We start from the raw sequence: 18,034 nt of genomic DNA, 5'->3' as shown, positions 1-18,034 counted from the left end.
CCTCCACCCCGGGCGAGCCCTCGCGGGCCGGGACCCGGGCCGGTGAGGGGCGGCAGCGGCCGGGGCGGCCCGAGGACGCCGAGCGGGAACGGGGCGCCGGTGAGGTCACCGCCGTCCCCGAGGAACCCCGGGAAGCCGTCCCCGAGCCCTCCGCGCAGACGGAGCAGCCCGTACGGGAGGCCGCCGCCGCGCGCGCCGAGCGCCCCGTCGGGCCGGTCCTGCGCATCCTGCCGCTGGGCAGCGGCCTGGTGCTGATCGGCCTCGGCCTCGGACTCGCCTTCTTCGCCCTGCGGCTGCGGCGGGCCTAGGCCTGTCGACCGGGGCCTGTCTGCCGGTACCTCAGGCGCCCTGCGGGGTGATCAGCAGCACCTTGCCGATGTGACCGCTCTCCTCCACGACCCGGTGCGCGGCGGCCGCGTCCGGCATCGGGAGCTCGCGGTCGACGACCGGGCGCAGGTGGCCGCCGGAGAACAGGGGCCAGACGTGTTCCCGCACGGCCGCGACGATGGCCGCCTTCTCCTCCAGCGGCCGGGCGCGCAGGGACGCCGCGGTGATGGCGGCGCGCTTGGCGAGCAGGGCGCCGATGTTCAGCTCCCCCTTGACGCCGCCCTGCATACCGATGATCGCGAGCCGGCCGTTGACGGCGAGGGCCCTGACGTTGCGCTCCAGGTACTTGGCGCCCATGTTGTCGAGGATGACGTCGGCACCGGCACCGTCCGTGGCCTTCCTGACCTCCTCGACGAAGTCCTGCTCGCGGTAGTTGACCAGGATGTCGGCGCCCAGTTCGGCGCACCGGTCCAGCTTCTCCCTGGTGCCGGCCGTGACGGCCACCCGCGCGCCGACGGCCTTGGCGAGCTGGACGGCCATGGTGCCGATGCCGCTGGAGCCGCCGTGCACGAGCAGCGTCTCGCCCGGACGCAGGTGGGCGATCATGAAGACGTTCGACCAGACGGTGCAGGTCACCTCGGGCAGGGCCGCGGCCTGCGTCAGGCCGATGCCCTCGGGCACGGGCAGCAGCTGTCCGGCCGGGACGACCGCCTTCTCGGCGTAGCCGCCGCCGGAGAGCAGCGCGCACACCTCGTCGCCCACGTTCCAGCCGGAGACACCGGGGCCGATCTCGGCGATCCGCCCGGAGCACTCCAGGCCGGGGTAGGGGGACGCGCCGGGCGGCGGGTCGTAGAAGCCCTGCCGTTGCAGGATGTCGGCCCGGTTGACGGCACCGGCCGCCACCTCGACCAGGACCTCGCCCTCGCCGGGCACGGGATCCGGGACCTCGTCCCAGACCAGCGCCTCGGGCCCACCAGGTTCGGGAATCGTGATCGCATGCATGAAGGGGACGGTACTCCTCGGTGGCCGGACCGACTCCGCTCCGCCCCCCGGGCCGGCTCCGCCTCCGTCGTTGGTCCGGTCCTGGCGACATTCCATATGCGGGAGCGATGAGTTTGCGCGACGGTGAAGGTCTCCCCATGCGTAGCCCACGTACTCGGAAGGACCGACACATGAGCACGCAGACGTCCGGCCTGGCGATCGAGACCGCGGGCCTGGTGAAGACCTTCGGCGAGACGAGGGCGGTCGACGGAGTGGACCTGTCCGTGCCCGCGGGCACGGTCTACGGCGTCCTCGGCCCGAACGGCGCCGGCAAGACCACCACGGTCAAGATGCTCGCGACCCTGCTCCGGCCGGACGGCGGCGAGGCCCATGTCTTCGGCCACGACATCGTCCGCGAGGCCGACGAGGTGCGCGGCCGGGTGAGCCTCACCGGCCAGTACGCGTCGGTGGACGAGGACCTCACCGGCACCGAGAACCTGGTCCTGCTGGGCCGGCTGCTCGGCCACCACAGGAAGGCCGCCCGGGACCGTGCCGCCCAGCTCCTGGAGGCCTTCGGGCTCACGGACGCGGCCACGAAGCAGGTCAAGCACTACTCGGGCGGCATGCGGCGCCGCATCGACATCGCCGCGTCCATCCTCAACACCCCCGACCTGCTGTTCCTCGACGAGCCGACCACCGGCCTCGACCCGCGCAGCCGCAACCAGGTCTGGGACATCGTGCGGGCCGTCGTCGCCCAGGGCACCACCGTGCTGCTGACCACGCAGTACCTGGACGAGGCCGACCAGCTGGCGTCCCGGATCGCCGTCATCGACCGCGGCCGGGTGATCGCCGAGGGCACCAAGGGCGAGCTGAAATCGTCCGTCGGCGCCGGGTCCGTCCATCTACGGCTGCGCGATCCGGACCAGCGGACCCTGGCGGCGGATCTGCTGCGCCGGGTCCTCGACGCGCAGGTGCAGCCGGAACACGACCCGGTGGCCCTGACCGCCCGCCTCGGTACGGCGGCGAGCGACGACAGCGCGGCCCAGCAGGCGTCCCGCGCGCTGAGCGAGCTGGCCCACGCCGGGATCACCGTCGACAACTTCTCGCTGGGCCAGCCCAGCCTGGACGAGGTGTTCCTCGCCCTCACCGGACACGACACGCACGACTCCGACCACGCCGACGACTCCCACGACCCGAAGGACGAGGTGGCGGCATGAGCACCGCGACGATCACGGAGAGCAAAGAACTCGCCCCGGTCAGCGCCGAATCCCTCGCCGCGCTGCTCATCTCCAAGGAGCGTCCGCCCCGGCCCAGCGCCTGGTCGGCCTCGATGACCTTCGGCTGGCGGGCGATCCTCAAGATCAAGCACGTGCCGGAGCAGCTCTTCGACGTCACGGCGTTCCCCATCATGATGGTGCTGATGTACACGTACCTGTTCGGCGGGGCGCTGGCCGGCTCGCCGAGGGAGTACATCCAGTTCCTGCTGCCGGGCATCCTCGTGATGTCGGTCGTGATGATCACGATGTACACGGGCGTCTCGGTCAACACCGACATCGAGAAGGGCGTCTTCGACCGGTTCCGCAGCCTGCCGATCTGGCGGCCGTCGACGATGGTCGGCTATCTGCTCGGCGACGCCCTGCGGTACACCATCGCGTCCGTCGTGATGCTCACCGTCGGCATCATCCTCGGCTACCGCCCGGACGGCGGGATCGGCGGTGTGGTCGCCGGGATCGCCCTGCTGGTGCTCTTCTCGTTCGCCTTCTCGTGGATCTGGACGATGTTCGGGCTGATGCTGCGCACCGAGAAGTCGGTGATGGGCGTCAGCATGATGGTGATCTTCCCGCTCACCTTCCTGTCCAACGTCTTCGTCGACCCGAAGACGATGCCGGGCTGGCTCCAGGCCTTCGTCAACAACAGCCCCATCACCCATCTGGCGTCGGCGGTGCGCGGCCTGATGGGTGGCGACTGGCCGACCGCCGAGGTCGCCTGGACGCTGGGCTGGACCGGGCTGTTCGTGCTGGTCTTCGGGCCGATCACGATGCGGCTGTACAACCGGAAGTAGACCCTGGGGCCTTGGCGGCCGGCCGTCGCGCACGGGGGGAGTGCGTGGCGGCCGGCTTCGTGTCCCGCGGTCAGCTGCGGGGCATCGGCGGCAACGGCCGGGGGTCGGGCGCGACCTGTGTGCCGGGCGTCGCCCGCACGATCGTGATGAGCCGGTCGGTCAGCTCCAGCTTCCCGACGGCCGGATCGTCGTAGCCGAGCACCCGGTGACCGCGTATGACGCTCACCACCAGGTCGGTGATCTCCCGCGGGGTCTTGCCCACCTCGGCCTTGACCACCGGCCGTTCGACGATGTCGAGCCCGCTGCCCTGCTGGATGAGGTCCTCCATCACCATGCCCGCGGAGGGGCTGAGCACGGACAGGCCGAGCAGACGGCCCGCGGCGCTGGCGCTGGTGATGACCGCGTCGGCGCCCGACTGCTTCAGCAGCGGCGCGTTCTCCTCTTCCCGCACCGCGGCCACGATGTTCGCCCCGCGGTTGAGCTGCCGGGCCGTCAGCGCCACAAGGACCGCCGTGTCGTCGCGCTGCGTCGCGATGATGATCTGGCGCGCCTTGTGCACCTCGGCCCGCTTCAGCACCTCGCTGCGCGTCGCGTCCCCGATGATGCCCACGTAGCCCTCGGCGGCCGCGGCGTCGATCGCCTTGGAGCTGGGGTCGACCACGACGACCTGTTCCTTCTTCAGACCCGTCGCACAGACGGTCCGGATCGCCGACCTGCCCTTCGTGCCAAAGCCGATGACGACGGTGTGATCGCGCAACGTGGACCTCCAGCGGTTCAGTCGCCACTCCTCCCGCGTGCGTTCGGTGAGGGCTTCGAGGGTGGTGCCGACCAGGATGATCAGGAACAGCACGCGCAGGGGCGTGATGACGAGGATGTTCGTGAGCCGGGCGGCGTCACTGGCCGGGGTGATGTCGCCGTAGCCGGTGGTGGAGAGGGTGACGGTCGCGTAGTAGAACGCGTCGAGGAGGGTGAGACCGCCACCCGCGTTGTCGTTGTAGCCGTCGCGGTCGACGTAGACGATCAGCGCGGTCGCGACGAGGACCACCAGTGCCACGGAGAGCCTCTTGGTGACCTGGCGGACCGGGTGCTCCACCACTTTCCTCGGGAGTTTGACCCGATGGGTCACCAGATGCTCGTCCGCCTGGCGGGCAATCGCGTCCTGGCCCGGAAGTTTCACGTGAAACACACCCCGATTCCTCCGGACGCCCAGGGCAGGTCGAGCAGTTCCGCCTCCTGTCCCGGACGTGCACCGCCTGGGGGTACGACGGCCAGCGCGTCGGCCGCCGCGACGCCGCGCAGCATGGCCGGGCCGTTGTAGCGCAGCGGCACGGCCTGGTCGCCCCGCAGGACGACGGGGACGAGCCGGGTGTCGTACGGGTGCCCGTGCACGGCGTCCCTGAGCGGCAGCGTGTACGGCTCCGGGGCCGGACGGGCCGCGAGGGTCCGCAGCAACGGCTCGGCGAGCGTCAGCAGTCCGGAGACGGCGGCGAGCGGGTTGCCCGGCAGGCCGACGAGGTGCCGGTTCTCCGTGATGCGGGCCAGCAGCATGGGGTGGCCGGGGCGCACCTTGACGCCGTCCACGAGGAGTTCGGCACCGATGCGGCGCAGGATGGGGTGGACGTGGTCGACGGGGCCCGCGGCGGTGCCGCCGGTGGTGACGACGACATCGGCGTCGGACGTGGTGATCGCCTGGTGCAGGGCTTCGGCGTCATCCCCGACGCGTCGTACGGCGGTGACCTCGACGCCGAGCGCCCGCAGCCAGGGCGGCAGCATCGGGCCGAGCGCGTCCCGGATCAGACCGTCGTGCGGCCGTCCCTCGGTGAGCAACTCGTCGCCGAGGACCAGGACTTCGGCACGAGGCCGTGGGACGGCGGTGACGGTGTCGTATCCGGCCGCTGCGGCGAGCCCGAGTACGGCCGGGGTGACGAGGGCGCCGACGGGGAGCAACTGGTCCCCGCTGCGGCACTCCTGGCCCCGCGGGCGGATGTCCTGGCCGGGGACGACGTCCCTGGTCGCGTACAGGCGGCCCTTTTCGTCGGTGCGGCCGTGCTCGCTGCGCAGAACGGCGGTGGTGTCCGGGGGGATGCGGGCGCCGGTGGCGATCCGGACGGCCTCGCCGTCGGTCAGCGGCTCGTGCGCGCCGTGCCCGGCCAGGACGCCGTCGTCCCGTACGTCCCAGGGGGCGGGCCCGGCGACCGCCCAGCCGTCCATCGCGGAGGTGTCGAAGGAGGGGAGGTCGGTGAGGGCGTCGAGGGGAGCGGCCAGGGTGAGGCCGAGGGCGGCTTCGAGAGGCACGGTGACGGGCCGGCGGCGAGCGGCCCGGGTGGTGCTCCGGGCGGCGCGTGCCGCGGTGGCCCGGGCCTCCGGCCAGGGGGTGGCGTGGTGGCGGGCGTCGGGCCGGGGAGAGGTGTCCGGCCGGCCGGAGGCGCGGCGGCTGTCCGTCTCCCCTCGTTCAGCGGGGCCGGGCAGGTCGTTGTTGTTGTTCACGAGGGCGAGCACCTCCTCGACGTCGAGGTCCTCGGCGTCCTCACCGGCGCGTGTGCCGTGCGGGGTCATCCGGCGTCCGGGCGCGTGTCGGGCGTCGCGTCGGGGGCGACGTCGGGCTGGGGCGGGGTGCCGGAGGTTTGGGCCTCTGCGGTACTTTCCTCCGCCCAGCGGGTGGCGAGAGCCGCGGCCCTGCGGGCGGCCTCGGCGACCGCCTCCGGGCCGCCGCCCGCCCGTGCGGCCGCGTAGCCGACGAGGAAGGTGGTCAGCGGCGCCGCCGGCCGGTCCACACCGTGGGCGGCGTCGCGGGCGAGGTCGAGCAGGCCGCGGATGTCGACCTCCAGGTCGACACCCAGTTCGTCCTTGACGGCGGAAATCCATTCATCCAACACGTGCCCATGCTCCCTGATGCGTGCCCTGGCGGTGGCGATGTCGTCCCAGGTGTCGCAGTCGAACGACGCGACGGGGTCGGAGATGCGGGTGAGGTTCAGCTCGGCGATGAGGCGCCGCAGCGGCAGACCGGCGAGACCCTCGTGCCGGTCGGTGAGGAGTGCGAGCACCTCGCGCAGCCGGGGCGCGGCGTACGCAGCCACGAGGGGCTGGTCACGGCCCTCGGGGTCGGTCAGCAGCACGCCGTCGGCGGCGCTCGCCCGCAGCGTGCTCAGCAGCCGGCCGACCGTGCGCTCCTCAAGGAACGGCAGATCGGCGGAGAGCACCACGACATGCTCCGCCGTGGTGTGCCGGAGTCCGGCGTCGAGCGCGGCGAGCGGGCCGCCGCCGGGCGGGTCCTCGTGGGCCCAGGTCACGGGTCGTGCCGTCGGCCGGGGCGCGGCGACGACGACGGTGCCGCGGGCGCCCGCGCACGCGGCGAGCACGCGGTCGAGCAGGGCCCGGCCGCCCACGCGCACACCGGGTTTGTCGGCGCCGCCGAGCCGGCGGGCGGCACCCCCGGCGAGCACGACGGCGTCGTACGCGGCGGGGTCCGGCCGCCGCGCGGGGCCGGAACCGGTGCCGGGTTCACCCGGGAGCTCGTAGGCGGTCACACCCCGAGTATGCGTGCCCCCGCGATCACAAGGAACGCGGGGGAACGGACACGATCACGGGCAACGGCTCGCGGGGCGAACGGGAATCACAGCGTCCGTCGTTCGGGGGCCGGACGGAATCACAGCGTCCGTCGTTCCGGGGCCGGACGGAATCACAGCGTCCGTCGTTCCGGGGCCGGACGGAATCACAGCGTCCGTCGTTCCGGGGCCGGACGGAATCACAGCGTCCGTCGTTCCGGGGCCGGACGGAATCACAGCGTCCGTCGTTCCGGGGCCGGACGGAATCACAGCGTCCGCAGCAGCACCGCCGGCTGTTCCACGCAGTCCGCCACGTAGCGCAGGAAGCCGCCCGCCGTGCCGCCGTCGCACACCCGGTGGTCGAAGGTGAGCGAGAGCTGGACGACCTGCCGCACCGCCAGCTCGCCCTCGTGCACCCAGGGCTTGGGGACGATGCGGCCGACGCCGAGCATCGCCGCCTCCGGGTGGTTGATGATCGGTGTGGAGCCGTCGACGCCGAAGACTCCGTAGTTGTTCAGCGTGAAGGTTCCGCCGGTGAGTTCCGAGGGCGTCAGCGTCCCGGTCCGGCCCGCCTCGGTCAGCCGGGCGAACTCCGCGGTCAGCGACTCGGCGTCGCGCGCGTGCGCGTCCCGGACGACCGGGACGACGAGCCCCCGGTCGGTCTGCGCGGCGAAGCCCAGGTGCACGTGGTCGAACCGGACGACCTCCCTGGCCTCCGCGTCCACGGTGGAGTTGAGCTCGGGGAAGCGGGCGAGGGCCGCCGTGCAGATCCGGGCCAGCAGGGCCAGGAGGGAGATCTTCGGGCCGCCGGCCGCGTTCATGGCCGTGCGCGCCCGCATGAGCTCCGTGGCGTCGGCGTCCACCCAGCAGGTCGCGTCCGGGATCTCGCGGCGGCTGCGCGCCAGCTTGTCGGCGACGGCGCCCCTGACGCCCTTGAGCGGGGTGCGGATCTCGCCGTGGGCCGCTGCCGCGGTGGGGTGTGGTGCGGGGGCCGTACCCGGTGCCTGTGGCAGGCTCGGGTGAGGCTCCGCCGTCGGAGCCGCCGCACCCGAGGGGGCAGCGGCACGCAGCGCGTACTCCACATCCGCCCGCAGGATCAGCCCGTCGGGGCCGGACCCGGTCAGCTCCCGCAGGTCGAGGYCGTTCTGCCGGGCCAGGCGGCGGACCAGGGGCGAGATCACGGGGACGGGGCCGTCCTCGGTCTCGGGGGCACCGGCCTGCCCGTTCGCCGCCGCCGGGACAGCGTCCTGCCCGTTCACTTCCCCGGAGCCCGCTGCGGACGCACCGGACACCGGCCTTCCCTGCCGCACCCTGCGTCGCCGCGCTGGTGCCTCGGACGTGCCGTATCCGACCAGGACGTTGCCCGAGCCCTCGGCACCGGAGCGTCCGCCGGCACCGGCGGACTTCTCGCTCGCGGAGTCCGCCGAGCCACCGGAAGCCGATGAGCCGCCGGAGCCCGTAGGCCGCTCCCCCACCGCCACCGTGATCAGCGGCGCCCCGACGGGCAGTTCCGTGCCCTCCTCGCCGAAGCGGGCCGTGACCACACCGCCGTAGGGGCAGGGCACCTCGACCATCGCCTTGGCCGTCTCGACCTCGACGACCGGCTGGTCGATGGCTACGACGTCACCGACCTCGACCAGCCAGCGCACGATCTCCGCCTCGGTGAGCCCCTCACCCAGGTCGGGCAGCTTGAACTCGAACACCTGTGCCATCAGCTCTCGGCCTCCCACTGAAGACGCCCCACGGCGTCCAGGATCCGGTCCACACCGGGCAGGTGGTGGCGCTCCAGCATCGGCGGTGGATACGGGACGTCGAACCCGGCCACACGCAGCACCGGAGCCTCCAGATAGTGGAAGCAGCGCTCCGTGACCCGGGCCGCGATCTCCCCGCCCGGGCCGCCGAAGGAGCCCGACTCGTGGACGACGACCGCGCGTCCCGTCCGGCGCACCGAGGCACACACCGTCTCGTCGTCGAACGGCACCAGGGAGCGCAGATCGACGACTTCGAGGTCCCAGCCCTCGGCCCGGGCCGCCTCGGCCGCCTCCATGCAGACGGGTACGGACGGCCCGTACGTGATGAGCGTGGCGCTGCGGCCCGAGCGCCGCACCACCGCACGGCCGATCGGTTCAACGGGCGCCGGCTCCTCGGGGTTCCAGGAGTCCTTCGACCAGTACAGCCGCTTCGGCTCCAGGAAGACGACCGGGTCGTCGGAGGCGATCGCGGCGCGCAGCAGACCGTAGGCGTCGGCGACGGTGGCCGGCGTGACGACATGGAGCCCCGGAGTCGCCATGTAGTACGCCTCGGAGGAGTCGCTGTGGTGCTCGACGCCTCCGATGCCGCCGCCGTAGGGGACGCGGATGGTGATCGGGAGGGGCATCTTGCCGCGGGTGCGGTTGCGCATGCGGGACACGTGCGAGATGAGCTGCTCGAACGCCGGGTAGGCGAACGCGTCGAACTGCATCTCCACGACCGGGCGCAGGCCGTACATGGCCATGCCCACCGCCGTGCCCAGGATCCCCGCCTCGGCGAGCGGGGTGTCCGTGCAGCGGTCCTCGCCGAACTCCTTGGCGAGTCCGTCGGTGACGCGGAAGACGCCGCCGAGGGTGCCGACGTCCTCGCCCATGACGTGTACGGCGGGGTCGGCGGCCATGGCGTCGCGCAGCGCGCGCGTGAGGGCCTGCGCCATGGTGGCCGGCTTGACGGCGACGGTGGTCATCGGTGCGTGCCCCCCTCCGGCCCGGCCTCGGCCTCCAGCTCGGCCCGCAACTGTTCCCGCTGGTCGCGCAGTTGGGAGGTGGGCTCGGCGTAGACGTGGGCGAACAGGTCCATGGGGTCGAGCACCGGGTCCTGGTTCATGTGCTCGCGCAGGTCGGCGGCCATCGCCTCGGCGGCGTCCCGTGCGGCCTGCTTCCCGGCCTCGTCGAGCAGGCCGCGCGCGGTCAGCTCCCGCTCCAGCAGCTGGATCGGGTCGTGCTCGCGCCAGGCCTCGACCTCGGCGTCGCCGCGGTAGCGGGTCGCGTCGTCGGCGTTGGTGTGGGCGTCGACGCGGTAGGTGATCGCCTCGACGAGGGTGGGACCGCCCCCCGCACGGGCGTGGCGCACGGCGTCGCTCAGCACCTCGTGCACGGCGACGGCGTCGTTGCCGTCGACCAGGCGGCCGGGCATGCCGTAGCCGACGGCCTTGTGGGCCAGCGACGGGGCCGCGGTCTGCTTGGCTATCGGGACGGAGATCGCGAAGCCGTTGTTCTGCACGAGGAAGACGACCGGGGCCTGCCAGACGGCGGCGAAGTTCAGCGCCTCGTGGAAGTCCCCCTCGCTGGTGCCGCCGTCGCCGACCATGGCCAGCGCGACCACGTCGTCGCCCCTGAGGCGGGCGGCGTGCGCGAGGCCCACGGCGTGCGGCAGCTGGGTGGCGAGCGGGGTGCACAGGGGGGCGACCCGGTGCTCGTAGGGGTCGTAGCCGGTGTGCCAGTCGCCGCGCAGCAGCGTGAGCGCCTCGACGGGGTCCACACCGCGGGCCACGACGGCGAGCGTGTCGCGGTAGCTGGGGAAGAGCCAGTCCCGCTCCTCCAGCACGAGCGCGGCGGCGATCTCGCAGGCCTCCTGGCCGGTGGTGGAGGGGTAGACGGCGAGGCGGCCCTGCTTGGTGAGCGCGGTGGCCTGGGCGTTGTAGCGGCGACCGCGGACCAGCTGGGCGTACAGCGTGCGCAGCAGCTCCGGGTCGGCCTGCGCGGCCGCCTCGGTGCCGAGGACGCGGTACGGCTCGGCGTCGGGCAGCAGCGGCGCGGGGTCCGTGCGCGGCTGCCAGGCGGGCGGCGGGGTCGGCCGGTACGCGCCCCGCTGCTCCATGACCGTCATGACGGCACCTCCTCGTGGGGAGCGGCTTCGTGCAGGCGCGTCGGCTGTGATGCGCCTCACCTACCGATTGTTCGGTCGTCGGCACATTTTGGCTACGGGTGGCCTCAGGCTGTGGACAAACGGTTCTCCACAGCCTGTGATGGACGCAGTACGTCCATGGCAGGGAGGCGGGCGCAGGTGGCATCTGAACAAATGGCCGAGAGCCAGGACGACAGCGGCCTGCCGCCACCGCCGCGTCCGCTGGACGCCATCGACCAGGACATCCTGCGCATGCTCCAGGCGGACGGCCGCGCCTCGATACGGTCGGTCGCCGAGCGGGTCCACGTCTCGCGCGCCAACGCCTACGCCCGCATCAACCGGCTCGTCGAGGACGGTGTCATCCGCGGCTTCGGCGCCCGGGTCAACCATGAACGGGCAGGTCAGGGGACGTCCGCCTACATCACTCTGAAGATCGTGCAGAACTCCTGGCGCACCGTGCGCGAGGAACTCAGACAGCTGCCCGGCGCCTCGCACATCGCCCTGGTGGGCGGGGACTTCGACGTGCTGCTGCTGGTGCACGTGTCCGACAACCGGGCGCTGCGCGAGCTGGTGCTGACCCGGCTCCAGGCGATCCCGCAGGTGCTCAGCACGCGCACGCTGCTGGTGTTCGAGGAGGAGGACCTGGAGCCGCAGGGGTGAGCTATCCGGCTTTGCGCAGGCCCCCGAACGCCAGCTGCACCACCGCGTCGGCCACCTCGCGCTCGTTCATGCCCCGCCCGCCCGGCTTGTACCACTCGACGATCGAGTTGATCATCCCGAAGACCAGCCGGGTCACCAGCCGGACCTCTATGTCGCCGCGCACGTCCCCGTCCGCGGCCGCGGCCTTCAGCAGGTCGGCCACCCGGTGGTCGAAGTCGCGGCGGCGCTCCAGGGCCCACCGCTCGGTGTCCGTGTTGCCGCGCACGCGCAGCAGGAGGGTCACATAGGGCAGTTCGGCTATGAGCACCTCGACCATGCGCCTCACGACGTACTCCAGACGCGCGGCGGCACGCCCCACGCGCGCGTGCTCCTCGTCCAGGATCCCGAAGAGGCCGTCCAGCGCCCGGCTCACGGCTCGGCGCAGCAGCTCCTCCTTGCCGGTGACGTGGTGGTAGATCGACGACTTGGAGATGCCGGCCGCCTTGGAGAGGTGCTCCATGGAGGTGCCGTCGTAGCCGCGCTCGTTGAACACCCGGACGGCGACGGACAGCAGGGTGTCCGGCGTGTAGGTGTCGCGTTTGGCGGTGGTCATGAGGCTGTGCCCTCCCGCTTGTCGGAGGCGTGGGCGTGGCGGTACAGCGCGAGGGACGGCGCGTAGCGCCCCGAGGGGTCGCGCAGGTGGAGGTCGTCCAGGAGCGCGTAGGCCCAGTAGCGGCCCAGCCGGCGGCTCCACTCGAAGGGACCCAGGGGGTAGTTGACGCCGAGGCGCATCGCGGTGTCGACGTCCTCCTCGGTGGCCACGCCCTTGGCGACGGCGTCGTGCGCCAGGTCGATGATCCGCGCGACCGTGCGGGCGACGATCATGCCGGGGACGTCGCCGATGACGCTGACCTTCTTTCCGAGCGCCTGGAACAGGCCGATGGCCTCGGCGAGGGTCTGCGGGGAGGTGTCCTGGGAGGCGGACAGGGCGATCCGGGTGGCCTTGCGGTAGTCCAGGGCGAGGTCGAAGTAGACGACGTCCCGGAACTCCACGGAGGTCTGACCGTCGGCGAGGGCGAGCTGCCCGCCGCTCGGCAGCACCATGCGGGTGCCGTTGTCCTCGTCCTCGTCGCGGACCGGGATGCCCGCCTCGCGGATCAGCGCGAGCAGATCACCGGCCGGGCCCAGGTCGCCCTCGGCGACGACGTACGCCGGCGGCTGCCGCTGCTCGGCGGTGTCCGGCTCGGGGCGCTCGGCGCCGTCCCGGTGGTCGTACCAGCCGTGGCCGGCCTTGCGGCCCAGCCGGCCGGACTCGACCAGGCGCCGCTGGGCGAGGGACGGGGTGAAGCGCACGTCCTGGAAGAAGGACTCCCAGACCGACCGCGTGACGGCCTCGTTGACGTCCTGGCCGATCAGGTCGGTCAGCTCGAACGCGCCCATCCTGAAGCCGCCCGACTCGCGCAGCACGGCGTCGATGGTGGCCGGGTCGGCGCCCTGCGCCTCGTACACCGCGAAGGCATCGGCGTAGAAGGGCCGGGCGATGCGGTTGACGATGAAGCCGGGGGTGTCCGCGCAGGCGACCGGCGTCTTGCCCCAGGCGCGGGCGGTCTCGTACGCGCGCGTGGCGTACGTGACGTCGGTGGCGAACCCGGAGACGACCTCGACCAGCGGCAGCAGCGGGGCGGGGTTGAAGAAGTGCAGGCCGACGAAGCGGCCCGGGACGCGCAGGGCGCCGCCGATGGCGGTGACGGACAGGGAGGAGGTGTTGGTGGCGAGCAGGCAGTCGTCGTCGACGATGCCCTCCAGCTCGCTGAACAGCTCCTGTTTGACGTCCAGCCGCTCCAGGACCGCCTCGACGACCAGGGCGCAGTCCGCCAGCTCGGAGAGGTTCCCGGCGGGCAGCAGCCGGGCGCGGGCGGCGTCCCGGTCGGCGCCGGTGAGCCGGTCCTTCTCGACGAGCCGGTCCAGGCGGGCCCCGATCGCGTCGGCGGCTTCCCGCGCCCGCCCGGGGAGGGCGTCGTACAGCCGTACGGGATGGCCCGCGACCAGCGCGACCTGGGCGATTCCCTGGCCCATGGTGCCGGTGCCGACGACGGCCACGGGGCTGCTGAGGTCGAGTGCTGTCATGTGCGCGATCCTCCCGCACGGGGTTTTCCACAGATGCGGCGGACCCCCTTGAACCGACCGATCGTTCGGTTACTCTAGCTCTGTCCGAGTGTTCCTGCCCAGGTTTCTGCCCAGGTCATGAACTCGACGAGGAGTTCTTGAGACGAGGAGTTGGTCACCCATGACCGCCGCACTCTCGGCGCACGAGCTGATCGCTCGGCACCGGTCCACCCTCGACCAGGCGCTGGAAGCGATCCGCACGCGCGCATACTGGTCCCCGCACCCCGAGCACCCCAAGGCCTACGGGGAGAACGGCAGCCTGGACGCGGCCGCGGGCAAGGCCGCCTTCGACGCCCTGCTCGGCACCCGCCTCGACCTCGGCCAGCCGGGCACGGACGACTGGGTGGGCGGCGAGACGTCCCCGTACGGCATCGACCTGGGCGTGACGTACCCGCACGCGGACCTCGACGTGCTGCTGCCCGCTATGAAGGCCGGCCAGCGGGCCTGGCGGGACGCGGGCGCGGAGCAGCGCGCGGTGGTCTGCCTGGAGATCCTCAAGCGGATCAACGACCGGACGCACGAGTTCGCGCACGCGGTCATGCACACCTCCGGCCAGGCGTTCATGATGGCGTTCCAGGCGGGCGGGCCGCACGCGCAGGACCGCGGCCTGGAGGCGGTGGCGTACGCGTACGTGGAGCAGGTGCGCACGCCCGACACGGCGGAGTGGACCAAGCCCCAGGGCAAGCGTGACCCGCTGGCCATGACCAAGCAGTTCACGCCGGTCCCGCGCGGCATCGGCCTGGTGATCGGCTGCAACACCTTCCCGACGTGGAACGGCTACCCGGGCCTGTTCGCCTCCCTGGCCACCGGCAACGCGGTCCTGGTCAAGCCCCACCCGCGCGCGGTGCTGCCCCTGGCGCTCACCGTGCAGGTCGCGCGCGAGGTGCTCGCCGAGACCGACTTCGACCCGAACCTGGTGGCGCTGGCCGCGGAGCGCCCCGGCGAGGGCATCGCGAAGACCCTGGCGACGCGCCCGGAGATCCGGATCATCGACTACACGGGCTCGACCTCGTTCGGCGACTGGCTGGAGGCCAACGCCCGCCAGGCCCAGGTCTACACGGAGAAGGCCGGCGTCAACACGGTCGTCGTCCACTCCACGTCCGACTACAAGGGCATGCTCTCCAACCTGGCGTTCTCGCTGTCCCTCTACAGCGGCCAGATGTGTACGACCCCGCAGAACCTGCTCGTCCCGCGCGAGGGCATCTCCACGGACCAGGGCCCCAAGTCGTACGACGAGGTGGTCGCGGATCTCGCCAAGGCGGTCGACGGGCTGCTGGGCGACGACGCCCGGGCGAACGCGCTGCTGGGCGCGATCGTCAACCCGGACGTGAAGGCCCGGCTGGAGTCCGCGGCGGGGCTGGGCGAAGTCGCCCTGGCCTCCCGGGAGATCACCAACCCGGACTTTCCGGGTGCGGTCGTCCGTACGCCGGTGATCCTGAAGCTGGACGGGGCCAAGCCGGATGCCGAGGCCGCGTACATGAGCGAGTGCTTCGGGCCGGTCTCCTTCGCCGTGGCGGTCGACTCTGCGGCGGACGCGGCGGAGCTGTTGCGGCGGACCGTCCGTGAGAAGGGCGCGATGACCGTCGGCGCGTACACGACCGACCCGGAGGTCGAGCAGGCCGTGCGGGAGGTGTGCCTGGAGGAGGCGGCGCAGTTGTCGCTGAACCTCACGGGCGGGGTGTATGTGAACCAGACAGCCGCGTTCTCCGACTTCCACGGCTCGGGCGGAAATCCGGCGGCGAGCGCGGCGCTGTGCGACGGGGCGTTCGTGGCCAACCGGTTCAGGATGGTCGAGGTGCGGCGGGAGGCATAGGGCCTGTTGCGAAACCCTTAAGCCACCCCGCAGCTCCAGTGGTACAGGGTCATCGCCACGCTCGTCGCCAGGTTGTAGCTGCTGACCTGGGGGCGCATCGGCAGGGACAGCAAGTGGTCGGCCCGGGCGCGTAGTTCCGGCGACAGGCCCGTGCGTTCCGAGCCGAACGCGAGGACGGCGTCGTCCGGGAGTTTGATGCCCCGGATGTCGTCGCCCTCGGGGTCGAGTGCGAACAGCGGGCCGGGCGGCAGGGCGGACACCTCCAGCCGCTCCACCGCCGTCGCGAAGTGCAGCCCGGCCCCGCCGCGGACGACCGTGGGGTGCCAGGGGTCGACCGTCCCCGTGGTGACCACGCCCGTCGCCCCGAAGCCGGCCGCCAGGCGGATCACCGCCCCCGCGTTGCCCAGGTTGCGCGGGTTGTCGAGGACCACGACGGGGGCCGTGCGGGGCGTGTGCGCCAGCTTCTCCAGGTTGGACGCGCGGGAGGGCCGTACGGCCAGGGCGGCCACGGCGGTGGGGTGCGGGTGCGGGACGAACGACGCGTACGTCTCGTGCGGCACCTCCGTCAGCAGCCCGGCCAGCGCGTCCCGTACGTCCGGGGCCAGTTCGTCGGCGAGGGCGAGCGTGGCCGCCCGGTCGGCTGTGACCGCGACCGGCACCTCGGCGCCGAACCGCACGGCGTGCTTGAGGGCGTGGAAGCCGTCGAGCAGGACGGTGCCGCCGGCGAGCCGGCGCCAGACGGTCACGGGGTCGGTCATGTCCCGAAGCCTACGTGCGTGACCTCGGGGCGCTCGTGGGCGTGCTGCTCGGGGGCCTGCTCAGGGCCGCCGCGCCGCAGCAGCCGGTCACGCGCGCGTGCCGCCCGGCCGCCCATGCGGCGCAGGAAGGTCGTCGGCAGGAACACCGCGTCCGCCGCGATCATCGCCAGCGAGAAGAACGGCAGTCCGAGGACGACGGCGATCACGGCGTGCTCGGTGATCATGACCGCCAGCAGGACGTTCTTCACCCGCCGGTTGAACAGCGTGAACGGGAAGGCGACCTGCACCAGGACCGTCCCGTAGGTCACGAGCATCACCATCGTGCCGCTCGCGGTCAGCAGGTCGGCGAGCCCTGGCCAGGGCGAGAAGTACTCCAGGTGGAGCGGGTAGTAGACGGCGGTGCCGTCCTGCCAGCGGGAGCCCTGGATCTTGTACCAGCCGGCCGTCGCGTAGATGAGGCAGGCCTCGGCCATGATCACGAGCAGGGCGCCGTTGTGCACGATGTCGGCGACCACGTCGAGCATGCTCCGCAGCTCACCGGGCTTCGCGCGGCGCCCGGCCAGCCACCACAGGGCCTGCGTCACCCACACGGCCCACAGCAGCGCCGGTATCAGCCAGTCGCCCTCCATCCGGCCGGCCAGGGTCGCCCCGGCCAGTACGAATCCGAGCACACCCCACAGGGCCGGGCCGGTCCGGTCCGTGACCCGCTCGCCCCGCGCGTGGGCCGCCCGGACGCGCTCGGCCCGCCGGGCGTCCAGCGACCACACCTGGGCGCAGCGCGTGAACACCAGGTAGACCGACATCAGGTGCAGCACGTTGTCGCCGCCGTCGCCCATGAAGACGCTGCGGTTCTGGAGCGACAGCACACCGACCATGAACAGCACCGACATGGTGCGGGTGCGCCAGCCCAGCAGCAGCAGGGCACTGGCGAGGATCGCGAGCAGGTAGACGGTCTCGAACCAGATCGTGCCGTCCGACCACATGAGAATGGTGAAGGCCTTGTTGGTCCCGATCAGCTGCTCGGCGAGACCCCAGCTCCAGGGCCCGTCGGGGCCGTAGAGTTCGTGGCGGTGGGGGAACTCGCGGAGCAGGAACAGCAGCCAGGTCGCGCTGAAGCCGATGCGGATCACGGCGGTCTGGTACGGGCCGAGGGCGGCCTCGGTGACCCGGGCGATACCGCGCGAGGCGGCCAGGGAGAAGCGGTTCACCGCACGCCACCCCCGGCCTCGGCCTCCGGCACCGGCCACCACGGCAGCTCGCGGTAGGCCGGTGTCGTGGAGACCTTCTCCCGGCTCCACTCCGGCGGGGGCACGTTGCTGGTGCGGGAGCGGACCTGGACGCGCTCGATGGCACCGCCGCCCCCGGTGGTGGCCCGCACGGCGTCGTCGCGGCCGAGGCGCAGCACCACGATCCGGCGCAGGTACGACTCGGAGAGCGAGCCGCGCAGCCCCACCGGGCGGTTCTCGCTGTCGTGCGTCGCGAGGAAGAAGTCCCAGGCCCGGCGCAGCTCGTTCTGCTGGGTGTGGCTGGGCAGCAGGTTGCCGTCGATGGCCCGGCCGTCCTCGGCGGACAGGTCGTACCAGCCGGTGGTCAGCGTCCCGCCCTCCCCGTCCCGGACCTCGGCACGGACCTGGATCGAGATGTTCTGCTGGAGCGGGTTCGGCGCGAAGAGCTTCCAGTTCTGCTCGAACTCCGGATAGATCCAGTCGTCCACGGCCTTGCCGTGCTCCCTGGTGACGGTGTTCGGCGGCGCGACGTGCAGGAACATCATCCCGATGTGCACACAGACCCCCACCGCGACGACCGCGAGCGCCAGCGCGACACCTATCCGGTAGCGGAGGGAGAGCGCGGCGACACCGGCGCGGGG

General features: G+C 72.4%; 16 protein-coding genes and 1 pseudogene. 5 read left to right on the top strand and 12 right to left on the bottom strand.

What is annotated here, in order from left to right:
* Positions 1 to 308, top strand: a pseudogene (locus tag CA983_RS24700) (hypothetical protein); the annotation flags it as partial.
* A 31-nt stretch (positions 309 to 339) separates the two neighbouring features.
* Here CA983_RS24700 and CA983_RS24695 read toward each other — a convergent pair.
* The gene (locus CA983_RS24695; RefSeq protein ID WP_086603071.1) at positions 340 to 1,329 is read right to left on the bottom strand and encodes an NAD(P)H-quinone oxidoreductase; all 990 of its coding nucleotides are present in this window, start codon (positions 1,327 to 1,329) and stop codon (positions 340 to 342) included.
* Between the two features lie 170 nt (positions 1,330 to 1,499).
* On the opposite strand from CA983_RS24695, the gene CA983_RS24690 reads away from it, so the two are divergent.
* Positions 1,500 to 2,525, top strand: coding sequence for an ATP-binding cassette domain-containing protein (locus tag CA983_RS24690; RefSeq protein ID WP_086603070.1), 1,026 nt, complete (start codon positions 1,500 to 1,502; stop codon positions 2,523 to 2,525).
* The gene (locus tag CA983_RS24685; RefSeq protein WP_086603069.1) at positions 2,522 to 3,370 is read left to right on the top strand and encodes an ABC transporter permease; all 849 of its coding nucleotides are present in this window, start codon (positions 2,522 to 2,524) and stop codon (positions 3,368 to 3,370) included. The genes CA983_RS24690 and CA983_RS24685 overlap by 4 nt, the downstream gene beginning before the upstream one ends.
* A 70-nt stretch (positions 3,371 to 3,440) precedes the next feature.
* Here the strand turns inward: CA983_RS24685 and CA983_RS24680 are convergent, their stop codons facing one another.
* The 6 genes from CA983_RS24680 to pdhA all read right to left on the bottom strand — a co-directional run bounded on the left by CA983_RS24680 (position 3,441) and on the right by pdhA (position 10,773).
* Complete coding sequence (locus CA983_RS24680; protein WP_208637027.1) at positions 3,441 to 4,547, bottom strand: potassium channel family protein; 1,107 nt, start codon at positions 4,545 to 4,547, stop codon at positions 3,441 to 3,443.
* The gene (locus CA983_RS24675) at positions 4,544 to 5,926 is read right to left on the bottom strand and encodes a molybdopterin molybdotransferase MoeA (RefSeq protein WP_086603067.1); all 1,383 of its coding nucleotides are present in this window, start codon (positions 5,924 to 5,926) and stop codon (positions 4,544 to 4,546) included. The genes CA983_RS24680 and CA983_RS24675 overlap by 4 nt, the downstream gene beginning before the upstream one ends.
* Positions 5,923 to 6,897 carry an NTP transferase domain-containing protein gene (locus CA983_RS24670; protein WP_208637026.1) on the bottom strand — a complete coding sequence of 325 codons (975 nt, stop codon included), beginning with the start codon at positions 6,895 to 6,897 and terminating at the stop codon, positions 5,923 to 5,925. The genes CA983_RS24675 and CA983_RS24670 overlap by 4 nt, the downstream gene beginning before the upstream one ends.
* A gap of 284 nt (positions 6,898 to 7,181) precedes the next feature.
* Positions 7,182 to 8,627 carry a dihydrolipoamide acetyltransferase family protein gene (locus CA983_RS24665; protein ID WP_086603066.1) on the bottom strand — a complete coding sequence of 482 codons (1,446 nt, stop codon included), beginning with the start codon at positions 8,625 to 8,627 and terminating at the stop codon, positions 7,182 to 7,184.
* Positions 8,627 to 9,631, bottom strand: coding sequence for an alpha-ketoacid dehydrogenase subunit beta (locus tag CA983_RS24660; protein WP_086603065.1), 1,005 nt, complete (start codon positions 9,629 to 9,631; stop codon positions 8,627 to 8,629). Before CA983_RS24660 ends, CA983_RS24665 begins: the two co-directional genes overlap by 1 nt.
* Positions 9,628 to 10,773, bottom strand: coding sequence for a pyruvate dehydrogenase (acetyl-transferring) E1 component subunit alpha (pdhA, locus tag CA983_RS24655; protein ID WP_086603064.1), 1,146 nt, complete (start codon positions 10,771 to 10,773; stop codon positions 9,628 to 9,630). Before pdhA ends, CA983_RS24660 begins: the two co-directional genes overlap by 4 nt.
* Before the next feature lie 192 nt (positions 10,774 to 10,965).
* On the opposite strand from pdhA, the gene CA983_RS24650 reads away from it, so the two are divergent.
* The gene (locus CA983_RS24650) at positions 10,966 to 11,451 is read left to right on the top strand and encodes an Lrp/AsnC family transcriptional regulator (protein WP_059417096.1); all 486 of its coding nucleotides are present in this window, start codon (positions 10,966 to 10,968) and stop codon (positions 11,449 to 11,451) included.
* Position 11,452: 1 nt separating this feature from the next.
* Here CA983_RS24650 and CA983_RS24645 read toward each other — a convergent pair whose 3' ends face one another.
* Both CA983_RS24645 and CA983_RS24640 read right to left on the bottom strand, forming a co-directional pair.
* Positions 11,453 to 12,043 (bottom strand): TetR/AcrR family transcriptional regulator, encoded by a 591-nt coding sequence (locus CA983_RS24645; protein WP_086603063.1) that lies wholly within the window; start codon positions 12,041 to 12,043, stop codon positions 11,453 to 11,455.
* Positions 12,040 to 13,557 carry a 3-hydroxyacyl-CoA dehydrogenase gene (locus CA983_RS24640; RefSeq protein ID WP_086603062.1) on the bottom strand — a complete coding sequence of 506 codons (1,518 nt, stop codon included), beginning with the start codon at positions 13,555 to 13,557 and terminating at the stop codon, positions 12,040 to 12,042. The genes CA983_RS24645 and CA983_RS24640 overlap by 4 nt, the downstream gene beginning before the upstream one ends.
* 160 nt (positions 13,558 to 13,717) lie before the next feature.
* On the opposite strand from CA983_RS24640, the gene paaN reads away from it, so the two are divergent.
* A complete protein-coding gene (paaN, locus tag CA983_RS24635; RefSeq protein WP_086603061.1) occupies positions 13,718 to 15,409 on the top strand; it encodes a phenylacetic acid degradation protein PaaN in 1,692 nt (563 codons plus the stop codon).
* A gap of 17 nt (positions 15,410 to 15,426) precedes the next feature.
* Here the strand turns inward: paaN and CA983_RS24630 are convergent, their stop codons facing one another.
* The 3 genes from CA983_RS24630 to CA983_RS24620 form a co-directional block, all read right to left on the bottom strand.
* Positions 15,427 to 16,167 (bottom strand): TrmH family RNA methyltransferase, encoded by a 741-nt coding sequence (locus CA983_RS24630; RefSeq protein WP_086603060.1) that lies wholly within the window; start codon positions 16,165 to 16,167, stop codon positions 15,427 to 15,429.
* Positions 16,164 to 17,375: an HTTM domain-containing protein gene (locus CA983_RS24625; protein ID WP_086603072.1), complete on the bottom strand. Its 1,212-nt coding sequence runs from the start codon at positions 17,373 to 17,375 to the stop codon at positions 16,164 to 16,166. Before CA983_RS24625 ends, CA983_RS24630 begins: the two co-directional genes overlap by 4 nt.
* The coding region (locus CA983_RS24620; protein ID WP_086603059.1) for a DUF5819 family protein at positions 17,372 to 18,034 on the bottom strand (663 nt) is incomplete at its 5' end. The genes CA983_RS24620 and CA983_RS24625, both read right to left, overlap by 4 nt.

This window comes from Streptomyces swartbergensis (assembly GCF_002148965.1).
In the GTDB taxonomy this organism is placed as follows: domain Bacteria; phylum Actinomycetota; class Actinomycetes; order Streptomycetales; family Streptomycetaceae; genus Streptomyces; species Streptomyces swartbergensis.
Note: the sequence above shows the minus strand (reverse complement) of the source record. Positions and strands in the feature narration are given on the sequence as shown.